Genomic DNA, 17,573 nt, shown 5'->3' with positions numbered 1-17,573 from the left:
ATGCTAAACTAGTTCTAGAAATCTGCAAGAAAAGAGGTTTTGTTAATGAAATATCTCGTTACTTTCTTTTGGGCATTTGCCATTGGTCAGGCAGTTTGTTACCTGGGCGGCGCCTTGCAAAGTGCTACTTATGACTTCCAGCTTTCAACGATTGTTTCGCTAATTATTGGTGTTATTACAGTTTTACTTTCTTTTGCAATGAAGCCAACTCATCGATCAGCTAACCACTAGAAAATAAGCCAGTTACTTTATTGTAACTGGTTTTTTCTTTCTGTTGAACCTGTAAAAAAATCTTCCACTTAACTTATATTTTTGTTTTACTCATCAGAAGCCCTCGGAAGTTGAACAGACTAAGCAGAATATTCCCGAATACACAAGCGCTCGTAACCAAAAAGACGGCTGAATAGCCTAAAGAATGCGCTACAGTTGATCCAATCATCGGACCTAATACTTGTCCAAAATTGTTAAACATCTGATTATAGCTATATATACGGCTAACTCCTTCAGGTGGACTGATTTTGCCGATTAACGTATTAATAGACGGCATCAAAGCGCCTGTTGAGAATCCTAAGAAGAAACGAAGCACTCCTAATTGAAAGGGGGTTTTTACAAAAGCCATTGGAATAAAGCAGATGAAGGATAAAAACAACCCAAACAAAAGAATTTTATGATTTCCTATCTTGTCACCAATCTTACCTAGAGTCGGTGAAGAAATGACCGCTGAGACCCCTGCTGCCGAAATAATAAATCCACTAATCATCAACGCATTATTGCTGTTTCCACTTAATTGACGAATATATAGAGTTAAAATTGGGCTAATGCTTGTTGCTCCTAATTGTAGAATCAACGTACTTACAAACAAACCTACCAAGATTGACAGATAGTTTATTTTCTTCGTAAGTCCTCTCATACTGACCATATCCTGCTTTTCGATCGGCTGAAAATTTTCCTGGACCATAAAGATAGTTAAAATTGTACAGATCAACAAAATAATTCCAGTAATTATAAAAACGTTCTCTAAACCGAACCATTGAGCCAACACACCACCGATTGATGGTCCGATTAAATTGCCAGCAACTGCTCCCGTTGACAATGTTCCTAACGCCCATCCACTCTTTTCGCGAGGTGCCTGTGAAGCGATCATCGCAGTAGCATTGGGAATATAACCAGAAAGAACTCCTGTCATAAACCGCATGCCTAACAACCAATACACATTTGGAACAAACGCTAAAGATCCCATTGTGATAGTCATTCCAGCAGCTGCGCGAACCATCATTAGCTTTCTTCCTTTGCGATCAGCAAGATTACCCCAAATAGGTGAGACAATAGCTGCTGCAAAAGCCGTGACCGAAATTGCCAAACCAGCAAACATCTCTACTTGAGGTACCGGGGTTCCCATTTGTTCAATATATACCGGCAAGAAAGGCATGACCAAACTAAAACTTGCTCCTGTGAAGAAACAACCAATCCAGGATACGAACAGGTTTCTTCGCCAATTGATTTTCATTTTTTTCAGCTCTCTTTTTTACATTTTTCTTCAACTACTACTATAACAAAGATTGTCAAGCTTTGTAGTCATAAACAATTTTATCATTTACTAAATTTATTACTAGTTGGTTGCGTTTTTTATAAGATATGCTAGACTGAAACAAATTGAGACAAGGATGATTACTATGAAAAAGATGATTGCCATCGATCTGGATGGGACGACACTAAACGAAGAATCTAAAATATCTGAACGAACAGCAAAAACTTTAAAACGGGCAATGGAGGACGGCCATTCTGTCGTAATTGCTACAGGCAGACCTTACCGCATGAGTAGTGAATTTTATCGTGAACTGCAGCTAACTACACCGATGGTCAATTTTAATGGTGCCCTAGTTCATTTACCAGAAAAGCAATGGGATAATGAACTTGAAACTTCTTTTAACCGGAATATCGTCTTTGATATTATGCAAGAAAAGAAAAATTTGAAGTTGGACTTCATTGCAGCCGAAGACCGCAATACTTTCTTTATTGATGATTTGAATTTCTTTGACAAGCATATGTTTGCCAGTAAAGCAACAGCCGACAACTTGTTAACGACCGATTCATTAGTTAAAGATCCAACTTCTGTGATTGTACGCAGCCAGCCACAAAACTTAAAGAGTGTTGCCGAAGAACTAAAACAGCAATATGGCGCTTCTGTTGAAGTTAATACTTGGGGTGGACCTAACTCAATCTTAGAGATCGTGGCTAAAGGCATCCAAAAGGCTCACGGGTTAGCTCATATCGTTAAGGTTTTCGACATGAATAAAGAAGATATTATTGCATTCGGTGACGAACACAACGATGTGGATATGCTAGCTTACGCTGGCTGGGGGGTTGCTATGGCCAACGGAACTGAACAAGTGAAATCAGTGGCAAACGATATTACCGCCAAGCCAAACTCTGAGGATGGATTAGCTGATTACTTAGAAAAATATTTGGATCTATAAGTTGATGAATTTTTCGTCAGCTTTTTTCAGCAAAAAGACTTGTCATCTACAACTACAGAAGATGGCAAGTCTTTCTTTTAAAGTTCATCACAGATCAACGAATTTATCGTAAAACTCTTCCCCGAGTCACTCCTAACGCCTTTTTAGTCATTAGGATCCACAAGTGCTCAATAGCTATTATAGGTGTCATCATATTTTCCACAGCTATTTCTTTCGAATAATACTTTGTTAATAGCTGTTGCTTAATTTCTGCAAAAAAAGGAACCGTTTTTGAGTAAGAATCACAAAAAACTGGAACAGTGACAGGTATTAAATTACCTCAGCATTCCAGCTCTTTAGAAGATAAGATATAAGGAAGGTACGGGATTTGAACCCGTGCACCACATTACTGCGGCTCGCCGGATTTCGAGTCCGGTGCATTACCACTCTGCCAACCTTCCGCAAAATTCATCTTACCTTTTTTCTTTCAAAAGTCAAGCTTTTTTAGAGTTTATCTAAAACTGCTGTATCCTCTGTACTCAAAATACTGTCGATCGCACGATTAATTAGATGAACAATGTCTTCTTCAGTGGGTTCAATAATACCTGAAGACATCAACGTAGCAATCCCTGTAACAGTGATCCAAGTACCCACGTGTAAAGCATTAATATGCTCATCATCTAAGTTTTTATACTTCGGATGCTTTTTGATTAATTCATAGAAATATTTATAAGAAAAATCATGCATTTTTTGTCCGCCGCCGTATTCTTGTACGTATAAAGCATTGTATAAATTGCTTCTTTCTTTCGCAAAATACACATAATTTAATCCCAAATCAATGATTGTATCCCCAGTGCGCACTTCCGGGAAAATATCATAATACAAATGGTTGCAAATTTCATCCAGCAATGTATCCTTCAAATCTTGCATATTCTTGAATTCTAAATAAATTGGTTGTGTACTAATTCCCATCTTTTTAGCAATGTTCCGAGCAGTGAAACCAGAAAACCCCTCATTTTCCACAACTTCATAAGCAGCCTTTAGAATTTGATCCTTCGTGTACACTTTTCTTCTCATACTTTTTTCCTCCCAAGATGTTATTATTTTTCTTGTTAATTCATTTTAATCAAAAAGTGAACAGTTTTGCAACCCTAATATGTTACGTTATCTAAATTAGAGCAAAAATTCTTGAAAAACTTGTATTATTGCAGTGCAATTCCATATACTAACATCTGGAATCGTTTTATCACCCAGTGTTTTGATAACATGTGTTTTCCTAACACAGAAATACGTTATACTTAAAAGAAAAAAATTGCAAGAGTATTTTTTCAAAAGAAATGAATTTTTTTGTTCATCTGTTACTTTATCTCATATTATAGCAGGAAACCTTCGCTTTTTCTTGCCTATTTGACTTCTTTTTTTTAAGATGAGAGAGTTAATACTAAAAGGTGGTGTTTATTTGGCTCAACAAAGTTACGCTCAACTAGTCTTGATTACTTGCCTGAAGGCTGGGAAAATAATGATGGAATCGGGATCCGAGGTCTATCGGGTAGAAGACACTATGAAACGGATTGCGAAAAATGCAGGTCTTGAGGATATTCAAACCTATGTAACTGCTACAGGATTGATTGTCGGTTCACCCTCAGAAGAAAACAGTCAAGTTATTCAAATTACCCAACAATCCATCAATTTAGAAAAAGTTGCAGCTGTGAATCGTGGTTCTCGTTTATTTGCTGAAGGGCAACTGTCGCTTCCAGACTTTTATAATCATTTGAATGAGATTGATCATATTACTCCTGATTTCCCTTACACTTGGAAGATTTTAGCTTCCGGAGTTGTCAGCAGTACCTTAATGATTATTTTACGAGGCGACTGGCAGGATTTTATCGCTACATTTATCATCGGCATGCTGGGTTTTTCGGTCCATACCTTTTTTGGAAAAAAACTTGAAATGAAATTCCTAAATGACTTCTTAGCAGCTTTGCTAATCGGAGTTTTAGCTATCTGCTCCGTGCATTTATCACTAGCAAGAGAGATCAACAATATTATTATCGGCTCAATCATGCCACTAGTCCCTGGACTAGCAATCACTAACTCTTTTCGTGATATTATGGCTGGCCACTTAATTAGCGGAGTGGCTAGAGCTACTGAAGCCCTATTCGTTGCTGGAGCTATTGGCGGTGGAATTATTGTGGCATTCAATTTCTTTTAGGAGGAACCTAAATTGGTTTTTTTAATTAATTTTATTTTTAGTATGCTTAGCACGATTACTTTTGGTATCATAACTAACATTCCTCGTAAAGCCTTCATAACTTGCGGGCTAACTGGTGCGATGGGGTGGATGACTTTTTGGACTTGCCAAACGTACCTTGACCAAAATATTGGTTTCTCTAACTTTTTGGCTGCAATGGTGATTGGTTTAATGAGTATTTTTTTCTCTCGCAGAAAGCAAATGCCGGTAATCGTATTTAATGTTCCCAGTTTGGTTCCTTTGGTACCCGGTGGGCCCGCTTATTTAGCGGTAAGAGAAATGATGGATCAGAATTTTGATGCTTCCATGCAATATATTGCGATCGTATTAGTAACTTCTGGAGCAATCGCTTTAGGATTTATGTTCACTAACGTAATTGAACGTTTCTTAAAACGGACGACGGCGACATTAAAACGTGATAGAAGACGTTAATGCTAAAGATACCCAAATACTGATATTTATTCCGCATTTGGGTAAGCATTTTACTATTACTTTTTCGCTATAAACACAGAACAAGCTGAATTTTGAACCATGTAATCGGCTTCCTCACCCAATAAACTTCTGTGCTTCTTTTTAATTGACGATCCACAAATTAATAAACACAAATTAATAAATCAGGCCGGTAGGTGGGCAGAACTTTTTTAATAATTACCTTTGTTGGGCCTCCCTCATCTACAAAGGCTTCTGGTGCAGGAAGTCCTTTCCCCTCTGCTTTTCGAACATCTTCTTTTGCAAGATTTATAGCCTTGTCTTTCTGCTTGCGCAATACATCTGGATTCAAATATTCGTAGACGTTTAACTGGTCAATTTCAAAAATGGTCGCTACCACTATTTAAGCATTTATCAGCTGAGCGAACTCAACTGCGTAGTTAAAAACTGCAATAGATGAAGAAGAATTACTAACAGCAACTAATATCTTCTGAAAATCCATTTACTTCATCTCCTTAATTAGTAGCTGTTAATGTACTGTAAATCAAAAACAAATTCAAAATGGTCAGGATTATTGTAATCACCCAAGCTAAATATTTTTCCCAACGTGGATTAACAAATTTACCCATCAAACGTTTATCACTTGTAAATAAAGTCAATGGAATAATTGAAATCGGCAAAGCAACGCTTAAAAAAACTTGAGTATATAACAATAGGTCCTCTACAGCATTCTCATTTCCGCCGTATAAGATGACACAGATAATTACTGGAATAATCGCTAGTAGACGAGTAACCACCCGACGCATCCATAAAGGCATCCTTAAGCGAATGAATCCTTCCATCACAATCTGTCCAGAAAGTGTCCCTGTAATAGTAGAATTTTGCCCGGAAGCCAATAGAGCAACAGCAAATAAGGTGCTTAGAAGTGGGCTTGCAATATTACTGACAATCTTCGGGTCTTTTAGTGCATCGTAGAGATCAACAAATTTGCCAAGATCACTGTTGCTTCCATAAAAAAGCGCTCCACCTAAGATCAACAATAAACAGTTAACAATAAAAGCAACACTCAATTGAATATTTGAATCCCACGTTGTAAATCGCACTGCCTCAGCTATTTCTTGCTCGTTTTCCCGATCAAAATCTCTAGATTGTGCAATAGATGAATGAAGATACAAATTGTGAGGCATAACAGTAGCTCCAACAATTCCTAATGCTAATAAAAGCATTGAACGGTCAGTAGTAATCTCAACCGTCGGAATAAATCCACTAAATACCTCTCCCCAGTAAGGATCTGCCAAAGCGACTTCATAGCCAAAAACGCAGAAAATAACCGTAATCAGCACAGCAACAATCGCTTCGATTTTACGAAAGCCTAATTTAGTCAGCAAAAGAAGCAGTAATACATCAAAGGTAGTGATAAGTACACCAATCAATAGTGGCAAACCAAACAACAGCTGCAAGGCCACCGCTCCGCCAATTACCTCAGCTATGTCAGTTGCCATAATTGCCATTTCATTGACTACCCACAATGCAAAGCCTAACCCTTTACTCGTTTTTGAACGAGTCATTTGAGCCAAATCTTTTCCTGTAACAATACCAAGCTTAGCAGCCATGCTTTGGAGAAGCATGGCAATTAAACTTGATAGCAAAACTACGCTCAACAGACTGTATTTATACTCTGCTCCGCCTGCGATTGAAGTGATCCAGTTCCCAGGATCCATGTACCCAACAGCGACTAAAGCTCCTGGACCACTATATAAGGCCATCTTCTTCCAGAAGCTAGCATCTTTGGGGATTTTTACCGTACCATTTATTTCTTCAAGGCTCACTCCATCTGATTCATGGATTAGACCTTTATTCTTATTCACAAAGAACCCCTCATTTCACTTAGCAATAATCATCCTTCACAATTAGGATAGCCTATAATAAAAAAAGTGTAAAATATTTTAAAGTTTCTATCTTTTTGTCAAAAATCCGACGCAAGACCTATGCAGAAGATTGAAATCTGTCATATACTCCATGTAAGATGATCAATACTAAGGAGATGAGTTAATGAGTATCGCACAGTCACGAAGATTGCTTAATGCAATTTCTTTTGCCGGGTTGGCCTTTTCTATTGGTTTAGCTATCTATTTTTACCATCTAGGTGTTTTCAAGGATATGAATTCCTTGCAAAGCTTAGTTGGCCAATCGGTAATCGTCGGACCGCTCCTTTTTATCTTAATTCAAATGATTCAAGTGATCATTCCTATTTTACCAGGTGGAATTAGTTTAGCTGCAGGGGTCTTGATTTTCGGACCATTTTGGGGCTTTGTATATAATTATGTTGGAATTTGCGCAGGTTCAATTGTACTTTTTCTTTTAGGAAGGCATTACGGCAGACCGCTCATTAGTCATCTAGTTAGTGATAAAGTTTATCAAAAGTACAGTCACTGGCTGGAAAATGATAAACGCTTTGAAAAACTCTTTGCTCTAGCCATTTTTTTACCCGTCGCACCCGATGACGCTCTGTGCTTGATGGCAAGTGTCACAAATATGTCTTTAAAAAAATATACCGCGATTATTTTAATTGCTAAACCAGCTTCGATTTTCTTATATAGTTTAGCTTTGCTTCACGGTGGCAGCTGGCTTACAGGATTGCTGACTCACTAATACAGTGAGTCTTTTTTTATGTCTGAATTAATTAACTAAAACAGATATTTCGCACAACGAACTTACCGTTATTCTTTAATCGTAAAAGTATAAAGAAACTGTTTTTCTATTTAAATAAACAAGGAAGCATCGTTTTGCTTCCTTGTTTATTTAAATGTTGAATTCAATCACAATTGTTTGTTTTTTAAGCTGGGTGATCCAGTTCTATCTGGTTAGAAATCTCCTCATATTTCACTAATAAGCGATTTTGTAATTCAATCACTTTCGCTCGATCAATGGGATCATAAGTTACCACATTAATCATCGCAGTGTTGATATACAGCTGTTCTACAACCCCTACTACTTCCTTTTCCAAACCAATTGCACGACATAAATAAGTTCTACCAATCTCAATATTTTCCATTTACATCCTCCTCTTCCCATGTTCTTATAATAACATAATCATTTTCTAATGAAAATGAAATTCGACTAATTTTTTCTAAAATATATTTTCCCACACTGTAAAATATTTGATATATAAAAACCAGGAAGATTAATTACGTTCGTTATTTATACAACAACAGAATAATAACTCTTGTTCATCATCCACTTATTTCATATAAGTATTCAGAAGATATGTATAAGCATATAGTATTGTAATTTTTATCAGATATCTTTTATCTTATAAAAAAGCACATTAAGTATCTTCTATAAACAGAAGGTACTTAATGTGCTTAATAATAAATATTATAGACGTTCGTTCAATTCTTTAGCTAAATCTTCAAAACCAGGTTTGCCAAGTAGTGCAAACATGTTTTTCTTGTAAGCTTCCACGCCTGGTTGGTCAAATGGATTAACACCTAATAGGTAACCAGAAACACCTACAGCAATTTCGAAGAAGTACATAGCATAACCTAAAGTATAAGCATCCATTGTTGGGATGTTTAATACTAAGTTTGGCACTCCTCCATCAGTATGAGCTAACAATGTTCCTTCGTAAGCTTTAGTGTTTACAAAGTCAACATTTTTACCTTCCAAGTAACCTAGTCCATCAAGATCAGACTCTTGGCTTGGAATTGAAACAGATTTGCGAGGTTTTTGTACCTTCACGATTGTTTCGAAGATATTCCGACGGCCTTCTTGGATATACTGACCAAACGAATGCAAATCAGTTGAGAAGTTAGCACTTGAAGGGTAAATACCTTTCAAGTCTTTCCCTTCTGATTCGCCATATAATTGTTTCCACCATTCATTGAAGTATTGCATGCCTGGTTCGTAATTTACTAAAATTTCGGTTACCTTACCTTTACGGTATAGCAAGTTACGCATTGCTGCATATTGGTAAGCTTCATTTTCTTCCAATTTGTCACTCGAATAAGCATCACGAGCATCGGCAGCCCCTTGCATCAAGGCATCAATGTCTGCGCCACTTGCAGCAATTGGCAATAAACCAACGGCAGTAAGAACAGAAAAACGTCCGCCAACATCATCAGGGATAACAAAAGTTTCCCAGCCAGCCGCATCTGCTTCAGTTTTAACAGCTCCACGAGCTTTATCAGTAGTAGCATAAATACGTTTGTTTGCTTCTTCTTCCCCGTATTTCTTCACTAACAGTTCTTTAAAAACACGGAAAGCAATTGCCGGTTCAGTTGTAGTACCAGATTTAGAAATGACATTGACTGAGAAATCACGGTCACCAATAACTTCAATTAAATCAGCAATGTAAGTTGAGCTGATTGAATTACCTGCGAAAAATACTTGTGGTGCCTTGCGGTCTTGTTTATCCAAAACGTTAAAGAATGATTGGTGTAAAAATTCGATTGCGGCACGAGCTCCTAAATAAGATCCTCCGATTCCGATAACAACCAGTACTTCAGAATCCGATTGAATTTTTTCTGCAGCTTTTTTGATGCGAGCAAATTCGGCCTTGTCGTAGTTAACTGGCAAATCGATCCAACCTAGATAATCGTTCCCAGCACCAGTTCCTTCACGTAATTCTTTGTGTGCTAAGGCAACCTGACCTTTGATATACTCCATTTCATGTTCATTGACAAATGGAGCGACTTTCGAATAATCGAAATGAATGTGTGACATGCTTTTTTCCTCCTTGAAAATCACTTCGTACAGGTTATACTTTACGTTTCTTTTGCTTTTTTTTCAAGCCTCAGCCATCAATTTTTGCGATTAAACCAAACCTTGAGCAATCATTGCGTCAGCAACCTTAGCAAAGCCAGCAATATTAGCGCCTGCAGCGTAGTTATCCTTTTCAGAATATTTTTCAGCTGTGTCACGACACGTTTCATAAATATTTTTCATGATTCCATCTAGTTTTTGATCTACTTCGTCTTTTGACCAAGCTAAACGTTGAGAGTTTTGACTCATTTCCAAAGCAGAAACGGCAACGCCACCAGCGTTAGCTGCTTTACCTGGTCCGTAAAGAACGCCTTTTTCATGGTAAACCTTCACTGCATCCATCGTACTTGGCATGTTAGCACCTTCAGCGACTACCTTTACACCGTTAGCCGCTAAACGTTCAGCCTTGGCTTGATCAATTTCATTTTGAGTTGCACATGGTAAAGCAATGTCTGCTGATTGCTCCAAATCCCAAACAGAGCCTTCATGGTATTCGGCATTGCTGCGCTCCTTCACATATTCAGTTAAACGGGCGCGACGAACTTCTTTAATGTCCTTCAGTAAATCAAGATCAATACCATCTTTATCATAAACATAACCGTTTGAATCAGAACAAGTAACTGCCTTGCCGCCAAGCTCATGGACTTTTTCAATTGCATAGATAGCTACATTTCCGCTACCGGAAACTAGAACCGTTTTTTCTTTGAAAGAATCGTTTCTATCTTCCAATAAATGCTTAACAAAGTAAACAGCACCGTAACCGGTAGCTTCAGTACGTCCTAAGCTACCGTTAAATCCTAATGGTTTACCAGTTAAAACGCCTGCATCGTATTCACGTAATCGTTTATATTGGCCAAATAAATAACCGATTTCACGACCGCCAACACCAATGTCTCCAGCAGGAACATCCAGATTAGGACCGATATGTTTAGATAATTCAGTCATAAAACTTTGGCAGAAACGCATAATTTCAGCATCTGATTTTTCTTTTGGATCAAAATCAGAGCCACCTTTACCGCCGCCGATTGGCAGGCCAGTTAAACTGTTTTTGAAAATTTGCTCAAAGCCTAAAAACTTCAAGATACTTAAATTCACGCTTGGGTGGAAACGTAAACCACCTTTATATGGTCCAATAGCAGAATTGAATTGAACACGGTAACCACGGTTAACGCGCCAATTTCCTTCATCGTCCTGCCAAGGTACACGAAATTGAATCATCCGCTCTGGTTCTGTGATGATTCCTAAAATATTATGCTCAATGTATTCAGGATGTTCTTCTAAAAAAGGCACAATTGTAGGCAAAAACTCTTCCACAGCTTGCAGAAATTCCGACTGATTTGGATCTTTTTCCTCTAGATACTGTTGAATCTGTTCGACATATTGCTTTGCTTCCATAAAACTCCTCCTCACATTTGATACTCATAGTTTACATCATTTTCTAATAGAAGTGTTGAAAAATTCATGATAAACTTTGCAACGAGGTGAAAAAAATGGAAAAACAAGTGGATGTAATCGTAGTCGGCGCAGGTCCGTCAGGTATGATGGCGGCTATTGCGGCGGCATCTAACGGCTCTAAGGTTGCGCTCTTCGATAAAAATAAACGGCTGGGAAAAAAATTGCTGATGACTGGCGGCGGTCGCTGCAATGTTACCAATAATCGTCCGGTTGAGGACTTAATTCGACATATTCCTGGAAATGGCCGTTTTCTTTACAGTACCTTTTCACAATTTGATAATGAGGATATTATGAGTTTTTTTGCTGAACGAGATATCCCTTTGAAGGAGGAGGATCATGGTCGGATTTTCCCAACAACCGATAAGTCAAAAACGATCGTAGACGGTCTAAGAAATGAATTGGAACAATTAGGCGTTACTATTATTTATCAGTCAACTGTTGAGAAGCTTATCCATGATCAGGAAAAAGTTACTGGTATCCGAACTTCTGATGGGGACTATTCGGCTAAAAGTGTAGTTTTAGCTACGGGCGGGTTAACTTACCCTTCTACGGGTGCTACGGGCGATGGCTACCGCTTGGCCAAACACGTGGGTCATCATGTGACTCCATTGTACCCAACGGAATCACCGGTTTTGTTAGATGAGGCTTTTATCCAGAAGAAGGAATTGCAAGGACTTTCCTTACGCGACATTGGTTTAAGTGTCCTGGATGAAAAAGGAAAGACCGTTACTTCCCATGAAATGGATGTATTATTTACCCATTTCGGCTTATCTGGTCCGGCAGCGTTGCGCTGTTCTAGTTTTATTAATCAACTGCTGAAGCAGCAGGATCGGGTTACCTTGACCCTCGACTGTTTCCCGAATACTAGTAAGCAAGAGTTAATTCAGCAATTAGAGAATCAGCTGCAGCCTTCAACCAGACAAGTGAAAAATGCGCTGAATGGCTTTTTACCAGAACGACTTCTGAAGTATTTCTTAGAAAAGTTAGACATTGACGATTTAGGTGCGAATCAAATGAAAAAAACAAAAGTGGAAGCTTTAGCGGAACTATGCAAGAACTGGAAATTATTAGCTAAAGGAACTTTTGGCCTAGAAAAATCTTTTGTTACTGGTGGTGGCGTTGACCTAAAGGAGATATCTCCAAAAACGATGGAGAGCAAAAAAATCACCGGTTTATTTATCGCTGGTGAATTACTAGATATTAACGGGTATACTGGCGGTTTCAACATAACCAGCGCTTTTTGTACTGGTTATGTCGCTGGAACCCATGCAGCCTACCACTCATTTGCTTAACTATTTACCAACGATGCGAACTGCCCTTTTGTCAATAGTAAAATTGATGAAGGGGACAGCTCCATCTGCAAGCCGCGACGACCAGCAGATACAGCAATTTTCGCAAAATCTTTTGCTGATTCGTCTAAAAAGGTTGGGAACAACTTTTTCATTCCAATTGGTGAACAGCCCCCACGAACATAACCAGTGGTTGCTTCTAACTCCTTTAGATGCAACATTTCAACTTTTTTATTACCGCTTACTTTGGCGATCTTTTTTAAATTCAGCTCATGGTTGCTGGGAATAACCGCTACCACTGGGCCAGTCTTATTCCCAACAGCTACCAGTGTTTTGAAAATTCGTTCTGGTTCTATCTCGACCTGCTCGCTCACATGCCCAGCTCCTAAATCATCTTCGCTCCACTGATATTCGTGTTCAACATACTCAAGCTTTTTTTTTTCAACTAAACGAATTGCATTGGTTTTCGTAATTTTTTTCTTTGCCATTTCTCCCACCTCATTAAATGCACATCAAAGAACCTCAGGTCAGATAATTAACAAAAAGAACGTCATGCTTATCGTACACAAAACGTCCTTAATTGATTAACTAAGTTCCTCTAATATTGCTACTAGTTTCTCTACCTCAATCTGCCCCTCTGCAGAAGAATGACCTGGAAGGCATCCATAAGTCATACAAGAACCGTCCAAATAACCTGCTAATCTTGAAAGCTTGCCCAGCTTACCAATCGATACTGTGATAGTTGGTAATGTTACAAAGGTTTGCGCATTCATGGTCATTTCCATTAAACGAATGACATCCCCTTCGTTCTCTGGAACAACCACAATTTTAGCAATATCTGCTCCCCAATGCTCCATCATATTTAAGCGAAAAAGCAATACAGCATTTTCTGGAGTTCCTTCATAATTGTGATCACTCAAAATCACTTTAGTATCCAAAGCTTGCATCCATTTAATGAAAGTTGAGCCCAATTTATCGACATGACTTAACTCGATATCAGCAATGTCAATAGCTCGAGAAGAAACAGCGAATTCATTAATACGGCGATAATCTCGCAGAGTCAGCTCAACTTGTCCACCTTCTAGTTTAGTCCGCAGATTAAAGATTAGTGGAATCTCTCGTAGCTCATCACGTAAGGCCAGCAAAGTAATCAGTAATTCTTCATCATCTAAGAGATCTTTATAATAATCCGCCCGCCATTCAATCACATCTGCATATTTTTTTGCTAGGCTGGCCTGTTCCATAATTTCTTCAAAGGTAATACCAATCAGCGGTACACAAATTTTCGGTTTCCCCGCATCAAAGCGCATATTTCTCACTTGTACATCCATCATTGTCATCGTCTCCATCACCGTTTTTGAATTTCGTATACTAAGACTTTTAAATAATTGCTTTCGGCTAGCTGTTCAATTACAGGAAAATCCGCTGGCAAGCGATAGCTATCATTTAAGCTATAGCTGACTTTTTGGTCCTTAAGTACTTGCTCGATTGCTGTTTGAAATTTTTCAATGGCATAATTTGAAGCATTCGTAGAAGCAACAATTGTCCCCTTAGAAGATAAAATGTTTAAACTGCCTTCAATTAACCGTCCATAATCTTTTAACACAGAAAAAGTTTTCTTTTTATTTCTGGCAAAGCTTGGTGGGTCTAAAACAATCAGATCATATTTCAGATTCTTTCTGGCAGCATAGCGGAAATACTCGAATGTATCCATTACAACGATTCTGTTCTGTTCCAACGATAGGCCATTTACCTCAAACTGTTCCTTAGTTTTAGGCAGGCTGCGTTGAGCCAAATCAACACTAGTTGTTTCTACAGCACCACCATAAGCAGCAGCTACGGAAAAAGCTCCCGTGTAACTAAACATATTGAGCACTCTTTTTCCTAAAGCAGCACCTTCAGTTAAACGACCTCTAACCTCTTTTTGATCCAAAAATATTCCGGTCATATACCCCTCATCTAGATAGGTAGCATAACTAACACCATTTTCTAAAATTATCAAAGGTTCGTGAGGCTTTTCACCAGAAACCCAGTTACTTTCAGGCAACTCACTAGAGAAACGAATTTTCTCGACGATTCCTTTGGGGTGAAGTATCTTCTGCAAACAGTCCGTAAGCATCCGGCGAAAGTGATGAATGGTTTCGTTGTACCAAGAAACAACTAAATAACCATCGTAATAATCCACAGTTATTCCGCCCAAACCATCCCCTTCTCCATTAAACAAGCGAAAAGCGGTGGTATTATTATCCGATAAGAAAAACTGACGCTGGTCAATAGCCTTTTGAAACAGTTGATCAAAAAAGACCGGTTCCATTGATGCTTGCGAGCGATCTACTACCCAGCCAACACCCTTATTTTGTTTACCCAGGTATCCGGTTGCTATATATTTTCCTTGTTTATCGATAAACTCTACCCATTCTCTGGGTAGTTTTTCATCGTTTTTCTTCAAGTCTTCTTTTTGAATTAACGGAATTCCGCGGCGAATTTTCTTCGCTGCCTGATCTTTTATTTCTATGCGCACAATTAATCCCTGCTTTCTTACTTAATAGTATAGCAAAGAAATCGCTGTTGTTGTGCTTATAAAGTTTTTTTAAATATCATTTCTTCAGCTTTGGGAAAGATTGACGTACCCCCTTTGAGCAGGTAGAATGACAAGGAGTGAACATAATTCACATTCTGACACTTCTTCTATAGAAAGGAAGTCATTCATTGAAAAATTTAAAATCACCCACTTTTTTGAACAAGCGTCTCGGCTTTTACGCTTTATTAACATTTCTTCTGTGGGCGAAAAGCATCTTTGCTTACTTATTTGAATTTAACTTAGGAATTGAAAGTCTTCGTCAATACTTCATTTTATTTCTAAATCCAATCGCTACGACAATGTTCTTATTGTCGATTGCTTTATATGTTAGAAGACCTAAAGCAGCCTATCGAACCATGCTGTTCATCTATGCTTTAGCAACTATTCTGCTTTTCTCTAATGTTGTTTATTATCGAGAATTTACGGACTTTATTACAGTTAACACCCTGTTAGGTACAGGGAAAGTTGCCAGTGGTTTGGGAGAAAGTGCGATTCGCCTTTTCCGTCCTTATGACCTACTGTTTGTTCTGGATTTAATAGTTCTTCCATTTTTACTTTGGAAAAAAGTGATCAAACGAGAAGAACGCCCAGTTAGAGCAAGAATGGCCTTTGCTATGACAGCATTATCTGTAATGGTTTTCTCAGCTAACCTATTCCTAGCAGAAGCAGATCGTCCAGAATTGTTAACTCGGACCTTCTCACGGGATTACTTGATTAAATATTTAGGAGTTAACGCCTTCACAGCCTATGATGGCATTCAAACTTACAAGACTAATCAGGTTCGAGCAGAAGCCAGTCCCAATGATCTAACGGAAGTAGAAGCTTATGTAAAAGACCATTATGCTGCTCCTAACGATGACTTGTATGGTATTGCTAAGGATAAAAATGTTATTTATATCCATTTAGAAAGCTTGCAACAATTTCTAATTGATTACAAACTGACCGATGAAAATGGCCAAGAGCATGAAGTAACTCCATTTATTAATAGTATTTTCCATGAAAACAGCACCTTCAGCTTTGATAACTTTTTCCATCAAGTAAAAGCAGGAAAAACTTCTGATGCTGAAACTTTATTAGAAAATTCATTGTTCGGACTAAATCAAGGATCTTTATTTACCCAATTAGGGGGTAAAAATACCTTTCAGGCAGCTCCAGATATTTTAAAACAGGAAGCTGGCTATACCAGTGCCGCTTTCCACGGGAACTCTGGGAACTTCTGGAATCGTACAGAAACTTATAAACGTTTTGGCTATGACTACTTCTTTGATTCATCTTATTATGACGTCAATGAAGATAATTCATTTCAGTATGGTTTGCATGACAAACCTTTCTTCCAGCAATCAGTGAAGTACTTGGAACATTTGCAACAGCCTTTCTACTCTAAGTTTATTGCGGTATCTAACCACTATCCATATAGTGAATTTCAAAATGACGAAGCTGGTTTCCCCATGGCTAAAACGAGTGATGAAACCATTAACGGCTATTTTGCAACAGCAAATTACTTAGACAAAGCTGTTGAAGAATTTTTTAATTACTTAAAAGCTAGTGGATTGTATGATAATTCAGTTATCGTGATGTACGGTGACCACTACGGAATTTCGACTTCTAGAAATCCTGAATTGGCACCACTACTTGGAAAAACTAAAGAATCTTGGACGAACTTTGACAATGCACAAATGCAGCGAGTTCCTTATATGATTCATGTACCTGGACAAGAAAATGGTGGTATTAACCATACTTATGGTGGTGAGGTGGATGCCTTACCGACACTGTTGCATTTACTGGGAATTGATTCAAGCAAATACATTCAGCTGGGACAAGATTTATTATCACCGGAAAACGATCAGCTGGTTGCTTTCCGCAGCGGTGACTATGTAACACCAGACTATACTTACTATGGTGGCAGTCTTTACGATAACCACACTGGTTTTATGGTTACTGCCCCTGATGAAAACCTGCAAGCGAAGGCTGACGGTTGGAAGCAAGCTGTAAGTGATCAATTAAGCACCTCTGATGATATAAATAATGGGGATCTGTTACGCTTCTACACCGGAAGCGGCATGAAAACTATTGATCCAAGTGACTATGACTATAAAAATGGATTGCAACAGCTTCAGAAAACCGAAAGCAAACTGGGAGAGAAATCAACCAGTGTTTACAGTAGGTTAGGAACCTCAACCGAGGATATGTACAACACCCAAACCTACAAGCAGTACCACGGTACTGAAGAACCCGCTCCCACTCCTGTTCCAGAGTAATTTTAGGCCATCTAGTGAACTCACTAGATGGTTTCTTTATGTTTAGAAATAGCTGTTTCTTTCATGAACAAAAAAAGTACTGCTTTTTCT

At 38.3% G+C, this 17,573-nt stretch carries 17 protein-coding genes and 1 tRNA gene; 7 read left to right on the top strand and 11 right to left on the bottom strand.

Annotated elements, in window-relative coordinates; all coding sequences use genetic code 11:
- Positions 1–45 precede the first annotated feature (45 nt).
- Entirely contained in the window at positions 46–231 is a 186-nt protein-coding gene (locus IGI46_RS11715) for a YjzD family protein (RefSeq protein ID WP_429963319.1), read from the top strand.
- 73 nt (positions 232–304) lie between these two features.
- Here IGI46_RS11715 and IGI46_RS11710 read toward each other — a convergent pair whose 3' ends face one another.
- A complete protein-coding gene (locus tag IGI46_RS11710; RefSeq protein ID WP_429963318.1) occupies positions 305–1,507 on the bottom strand; it encodes a multidrug efflux MFS transporter in 1,203 nt (400 codons plus the stop codon).
- 166 nt (positions 1,508–1,673) lie between these two features.
- Here IGI46_RS11710 and IGI46_RS11705 point away from each other — a divergent pair, with 166 nt between their 5' ends.
- Positions 1,674–2,477, top strand: a complete 804-nt coding sequence (locus IGI46_RS11705; RefSeq protein WP_429963317.1) for a Cof-type HAD-IIB family hydrolase — start codon at positions 1,674–1,676, stop codon at positions 2,475–2,477.
- 352 nt (positions 2,478–2,829) lie between these two features.
- Here IGI46_RS11705 and IGI46_RS11700 read toward each other — a convergent pair.
- Positions 2,830–2,917, bottom strand: a tRNA-Ser gene (locus IGI46_RS11700).
- Between the two features lie 43 nt (positions 2,918–2,960).
- Positions 2,961–3,533 carry a TetR/AcrR family transcriptional regulator gene (locus IGI46_RS11695; protein ID WP_207702974.1) on the bottom strand — a complete coding sequence of 191 codons (573 nt, stop codon included), beginning with the start codon at positions 3,531–3,533 and terminating at the stop codon, positions 2,961–2,963.
- Between the two features lie 349 nt (positions 3,534–3,882).
- Here IGI46_RS11695 and IGI46_RS11690 point away from each other — a divergent pair, with 349 nt between their 5' ends.
- A complete protein-coding gene (locus IGI46_RS11690; protein ID WP_429973501.1) occupies positions 3,883–4,668 on the top strand; it encodes a threonine/serine exporter family protein in 786 nt (261 codons plus the stop codon).
- A gap of 12 nt (positions 4,669–4,680) precedes the next feature.
- Positions 4,681–5,139, top strand: a complete 459-nt coding sequence (locus IGI46_RS11685) for a threonine/serine exporter family protein (RefSeq protein ID WP_429973500.1) — start codon at positions 4,681–4,683, stop codon at positions 5,137–5,139.
- Positions 5,140–5,299: 160 nt separating this feature from the next.
- Here IGI46_RS11685 and IGI46_RS11680 read toward each other — a convergent pair whose 3' ends face one another.
- Entirely contained in the window at positions 5,300–5,536 is a 237-nt protein-coding gene (locus IGI46_RS11680) for a hypothetical protein (RefSeq protein WP_429963315.1), read from the bottom strand.
- 115 nt (positions 5,537–5,651) lie between these two features.
- A complete protein-coding gene (locus IGI46_RS11675; protein ID WP_429963314.1) occupies positions 5,652–7,004 on the bottom strand; it encodes an Nramp family divalent metal transporter in 1,353 nt (450 codons plus the stop codon).
- A 184-nt stretch (positions 7,005–7,188) separates the two neighbouring features.
- Here IGI46_RS11675 and IGI46_RS11670 point away from each other — a divergent pair, with 184 nt between their 5' ends.
- On the top strand, positions 7,189–7,788 hold the full coding sequence (locus tag IGI46_RS11670; RefSeq protein WP_429963313.1) for a TVP38/TMEM64 family protein: 600 nt from the start codon (positions 7,189–7,191) through the stop codon (positions 7,786–7,788).
- A gap of 184 nt (positions 7,789–7,972) precedes the next feature.
- Here the strand turns inward: IGI46_RS11670 and IGI46_RS11665 are convergent, their stop codons facing one another.
- The 3 genes from IGI46_RS11665 to gdhA all read right to left on the bottom strand — a co-directional run bounded on the left by IGI46_RS11665 (position 7,973) and on the right by gdhA (position 11,295).
- Entirely contained in the window at positions 7,973–8,191 is a 219-nt protein-coding gene (locus IGI46_RS11665) for a hypothetical protein (protein ID WP_207704992.1), read from the bottom strand.
- A 323-nt stretch (positions 8,192–8,514) separates the two neighbouring features.
- Positions 8,515–9,861: a glucose-6-phosphate isomerase gene (locus IGI46_RS11660; RefSeq protein ID WP_429963312.1), complete on the bottom strand. Its 1,347-nt coding sequence runs from the start codon at positions 9,859–9,861 to the stop codon at positions 8,515–8,517.
- A gap of 90 nt (positions 9,862–9,951) precedes the next feature.
- Complete coding sequence (gene gdhA / locus IGI46_RS11655) at positions 9,952–11,295, bottom strand: NADP-specific glutamate dehydrogenase (RefSeq protein WP_429963311.1); 1,344 nt, start codon at positions 11,293–11,295, stop codon at positions 9,952–9,954.
- Positions 11,296–11,390: 95 nt separating this feature from the next.
- On the opposite strand from gdhA, the gene IGI46_RS11650 reads away from it, so the two are divergent.
- Positions 11,391–12,647, top strand: a complete 1,257-nt coding sequence (locus tag IGI46_RS11650) for an NAD(P)/FAD-dependent oxidoreductase (RefSeq protein WP_429963310.1) — start codon at positions 11,391–11,393, stop codon at positions 12,645–12,647.
- Here IGI46_RS11650 and ybaK read toward each other — a convergent pair.
- The 3 genes from ybaK to IGI46_RS11635 form a co-directional block, all read right to left on the bottom strand.
- On the bottom strand, positions 12,644–13,132 hold the full coding sequence (gene ybaK / locus IGI46_RS11645) for a Cys-tRNA(Pro) deacylase (RefSeq protein WP_429963309.1): 489 nt from the start codon (positions 13,130–13,132) through the stop codon (positions 12,644–12,646). The genes IGI46_RS11650 and ybaK overlap by 4 nt on opposite strands.
- 96 nt (positions 13,133–13,228) lie before the next feature.
- Positions 13,229–13,978, bottom strand: coding sequence for a type I 3-dehydroquinate dehydratase (gene aroD, locus IGI46_RS11640; protein WP_429973499.1), 750 nt, complete (start codon positions 13,976–13,978; stop codon positions 13,229–13,231).
- Between the two features lie 14 nt (positions 13,979–13,992).
- Complete coding sequence (locus IGI46_RS11635; protein ID WP_429963307.1) at positions 13,993–15,165, bottom strand: class I SAM-dependent rRNA methyltransferase; 1,173 nt, start codon at positions 15,163–15,165, stop codon at positions 13,993–13,995.
- A 188-nt stretch (positions 15,166–15,353) separates the two neighbouring features.
- On the opposite strand from IGI46_RS11635, the gene IGI46_RS11630 reads away from it, so the two are divergent.
- Entirely contained in the window at positions 15,354–17,483 is a 2,130-nt protein-coding gene (locus IGI46_RS11630) for an LTA synthase family protein (RefSeq protein ID WP_429963306.1), read from the top strand.
- The last annotated feature ends 90 nt before the right edge of the window (positions 17,484–17,573 follow it).

This window comes from Enterococcus sp. AZ163 (assembly GCF_050498925.1).
In the GTDB taxonomy this organism is placed as follows: Bacteria; Bacillota; Bacilli; order Lactobacillales; family Enterococcaceae; genus Enterococcus_A; species Enterococcus_A ferrettii.
This window is presented reverse-complemented; position numbering and strand designations above follow the sequence as displayed.

Bases quoted from the DNA above. Each gene is read 5' to 3' on its own strand.
- IGI46_RS11715 (WP_429963319.1), top strand. From the start codon at position 46: ATGAAATATCTCGTTACTTTCTTTTGGGCATTTGCCATTGGTCAGGCA.
- IGI46_RS11710 (WP_429963318.1), bottom strand. From the start codon at position 1,507: ATGAAAATCAATTGGCGAAGAAACCTGTTCGTATCCTGGATTGGTTGT.
- IGI46_RS11705 (WP_429963317.1), top strand. From the start codon at position 1,674: ATGAAAAAGATGATTGCCATCGATCTGGATGGGACGACACTAAACGAA.
- IGI46_RS11695 (WP_207702974.1), bottom strand. From the start codon at position 3,533: ATGAGAAGAAAAGTGTACACGAAGGATCAAATTCTAAAGGCTGCTTAT.
- IGI46_RS11690 (WP_429973501.1), top strand. From the start codon at position 3,883: ATGAGAGAGTTAATACTAAAAGGTGGTGTTTATTTGGCTCAACAAAGT.
- IGI46_RS11670 (WP_429963313.1), top strand. From the start codon at position 7,189: ATGAGTATCGCACAGTCACGAAGATTGCTTAATGCAATTTCTTTTGCC.
- IGI46_RS11665 (WP_207704992.1), bottom strand. From the start codon at position 8,191: ATGGAAAATATTGAGATTGGTAGAACTTATTTATGTCGTGCAATTGGT.
- IGI46_RS11660 (WP_429963312.1), bottom strand. From the start codon at position 9,861: ATGTCACACATTCATTTCGATTATTCGAAAGTCGCTCCATTTGTCAAT.
- gdhA (WP_429963311.1), bottom strand. From the start codon at position 11,295: ATGGAAGCAAAGCAATATGTCGAACAGATTCAACAGTATCTAGAGGAA.
- IGI46_RS11650 (WP_429963310.1), top strand. From the start codon at position 11,391: ATGGAAAAACAAGTGGATGTAATCGTAGTCGGCGCAGGTCCGTCAGGT.
- ybaK (WP_429963309.1), bottom strand. From the start codon at position 13,132: ATGGCAAAGAAAAAAATTACGAAAACCAATGCAATTCGTTTAGTTGAA.
- aroD (WP_429973499.1), bottom strand. From the start codon at position 13,978: ATGATGGATGTACAAGTGAGAAATATGCGCTTTGATGCGGGGAAACCG.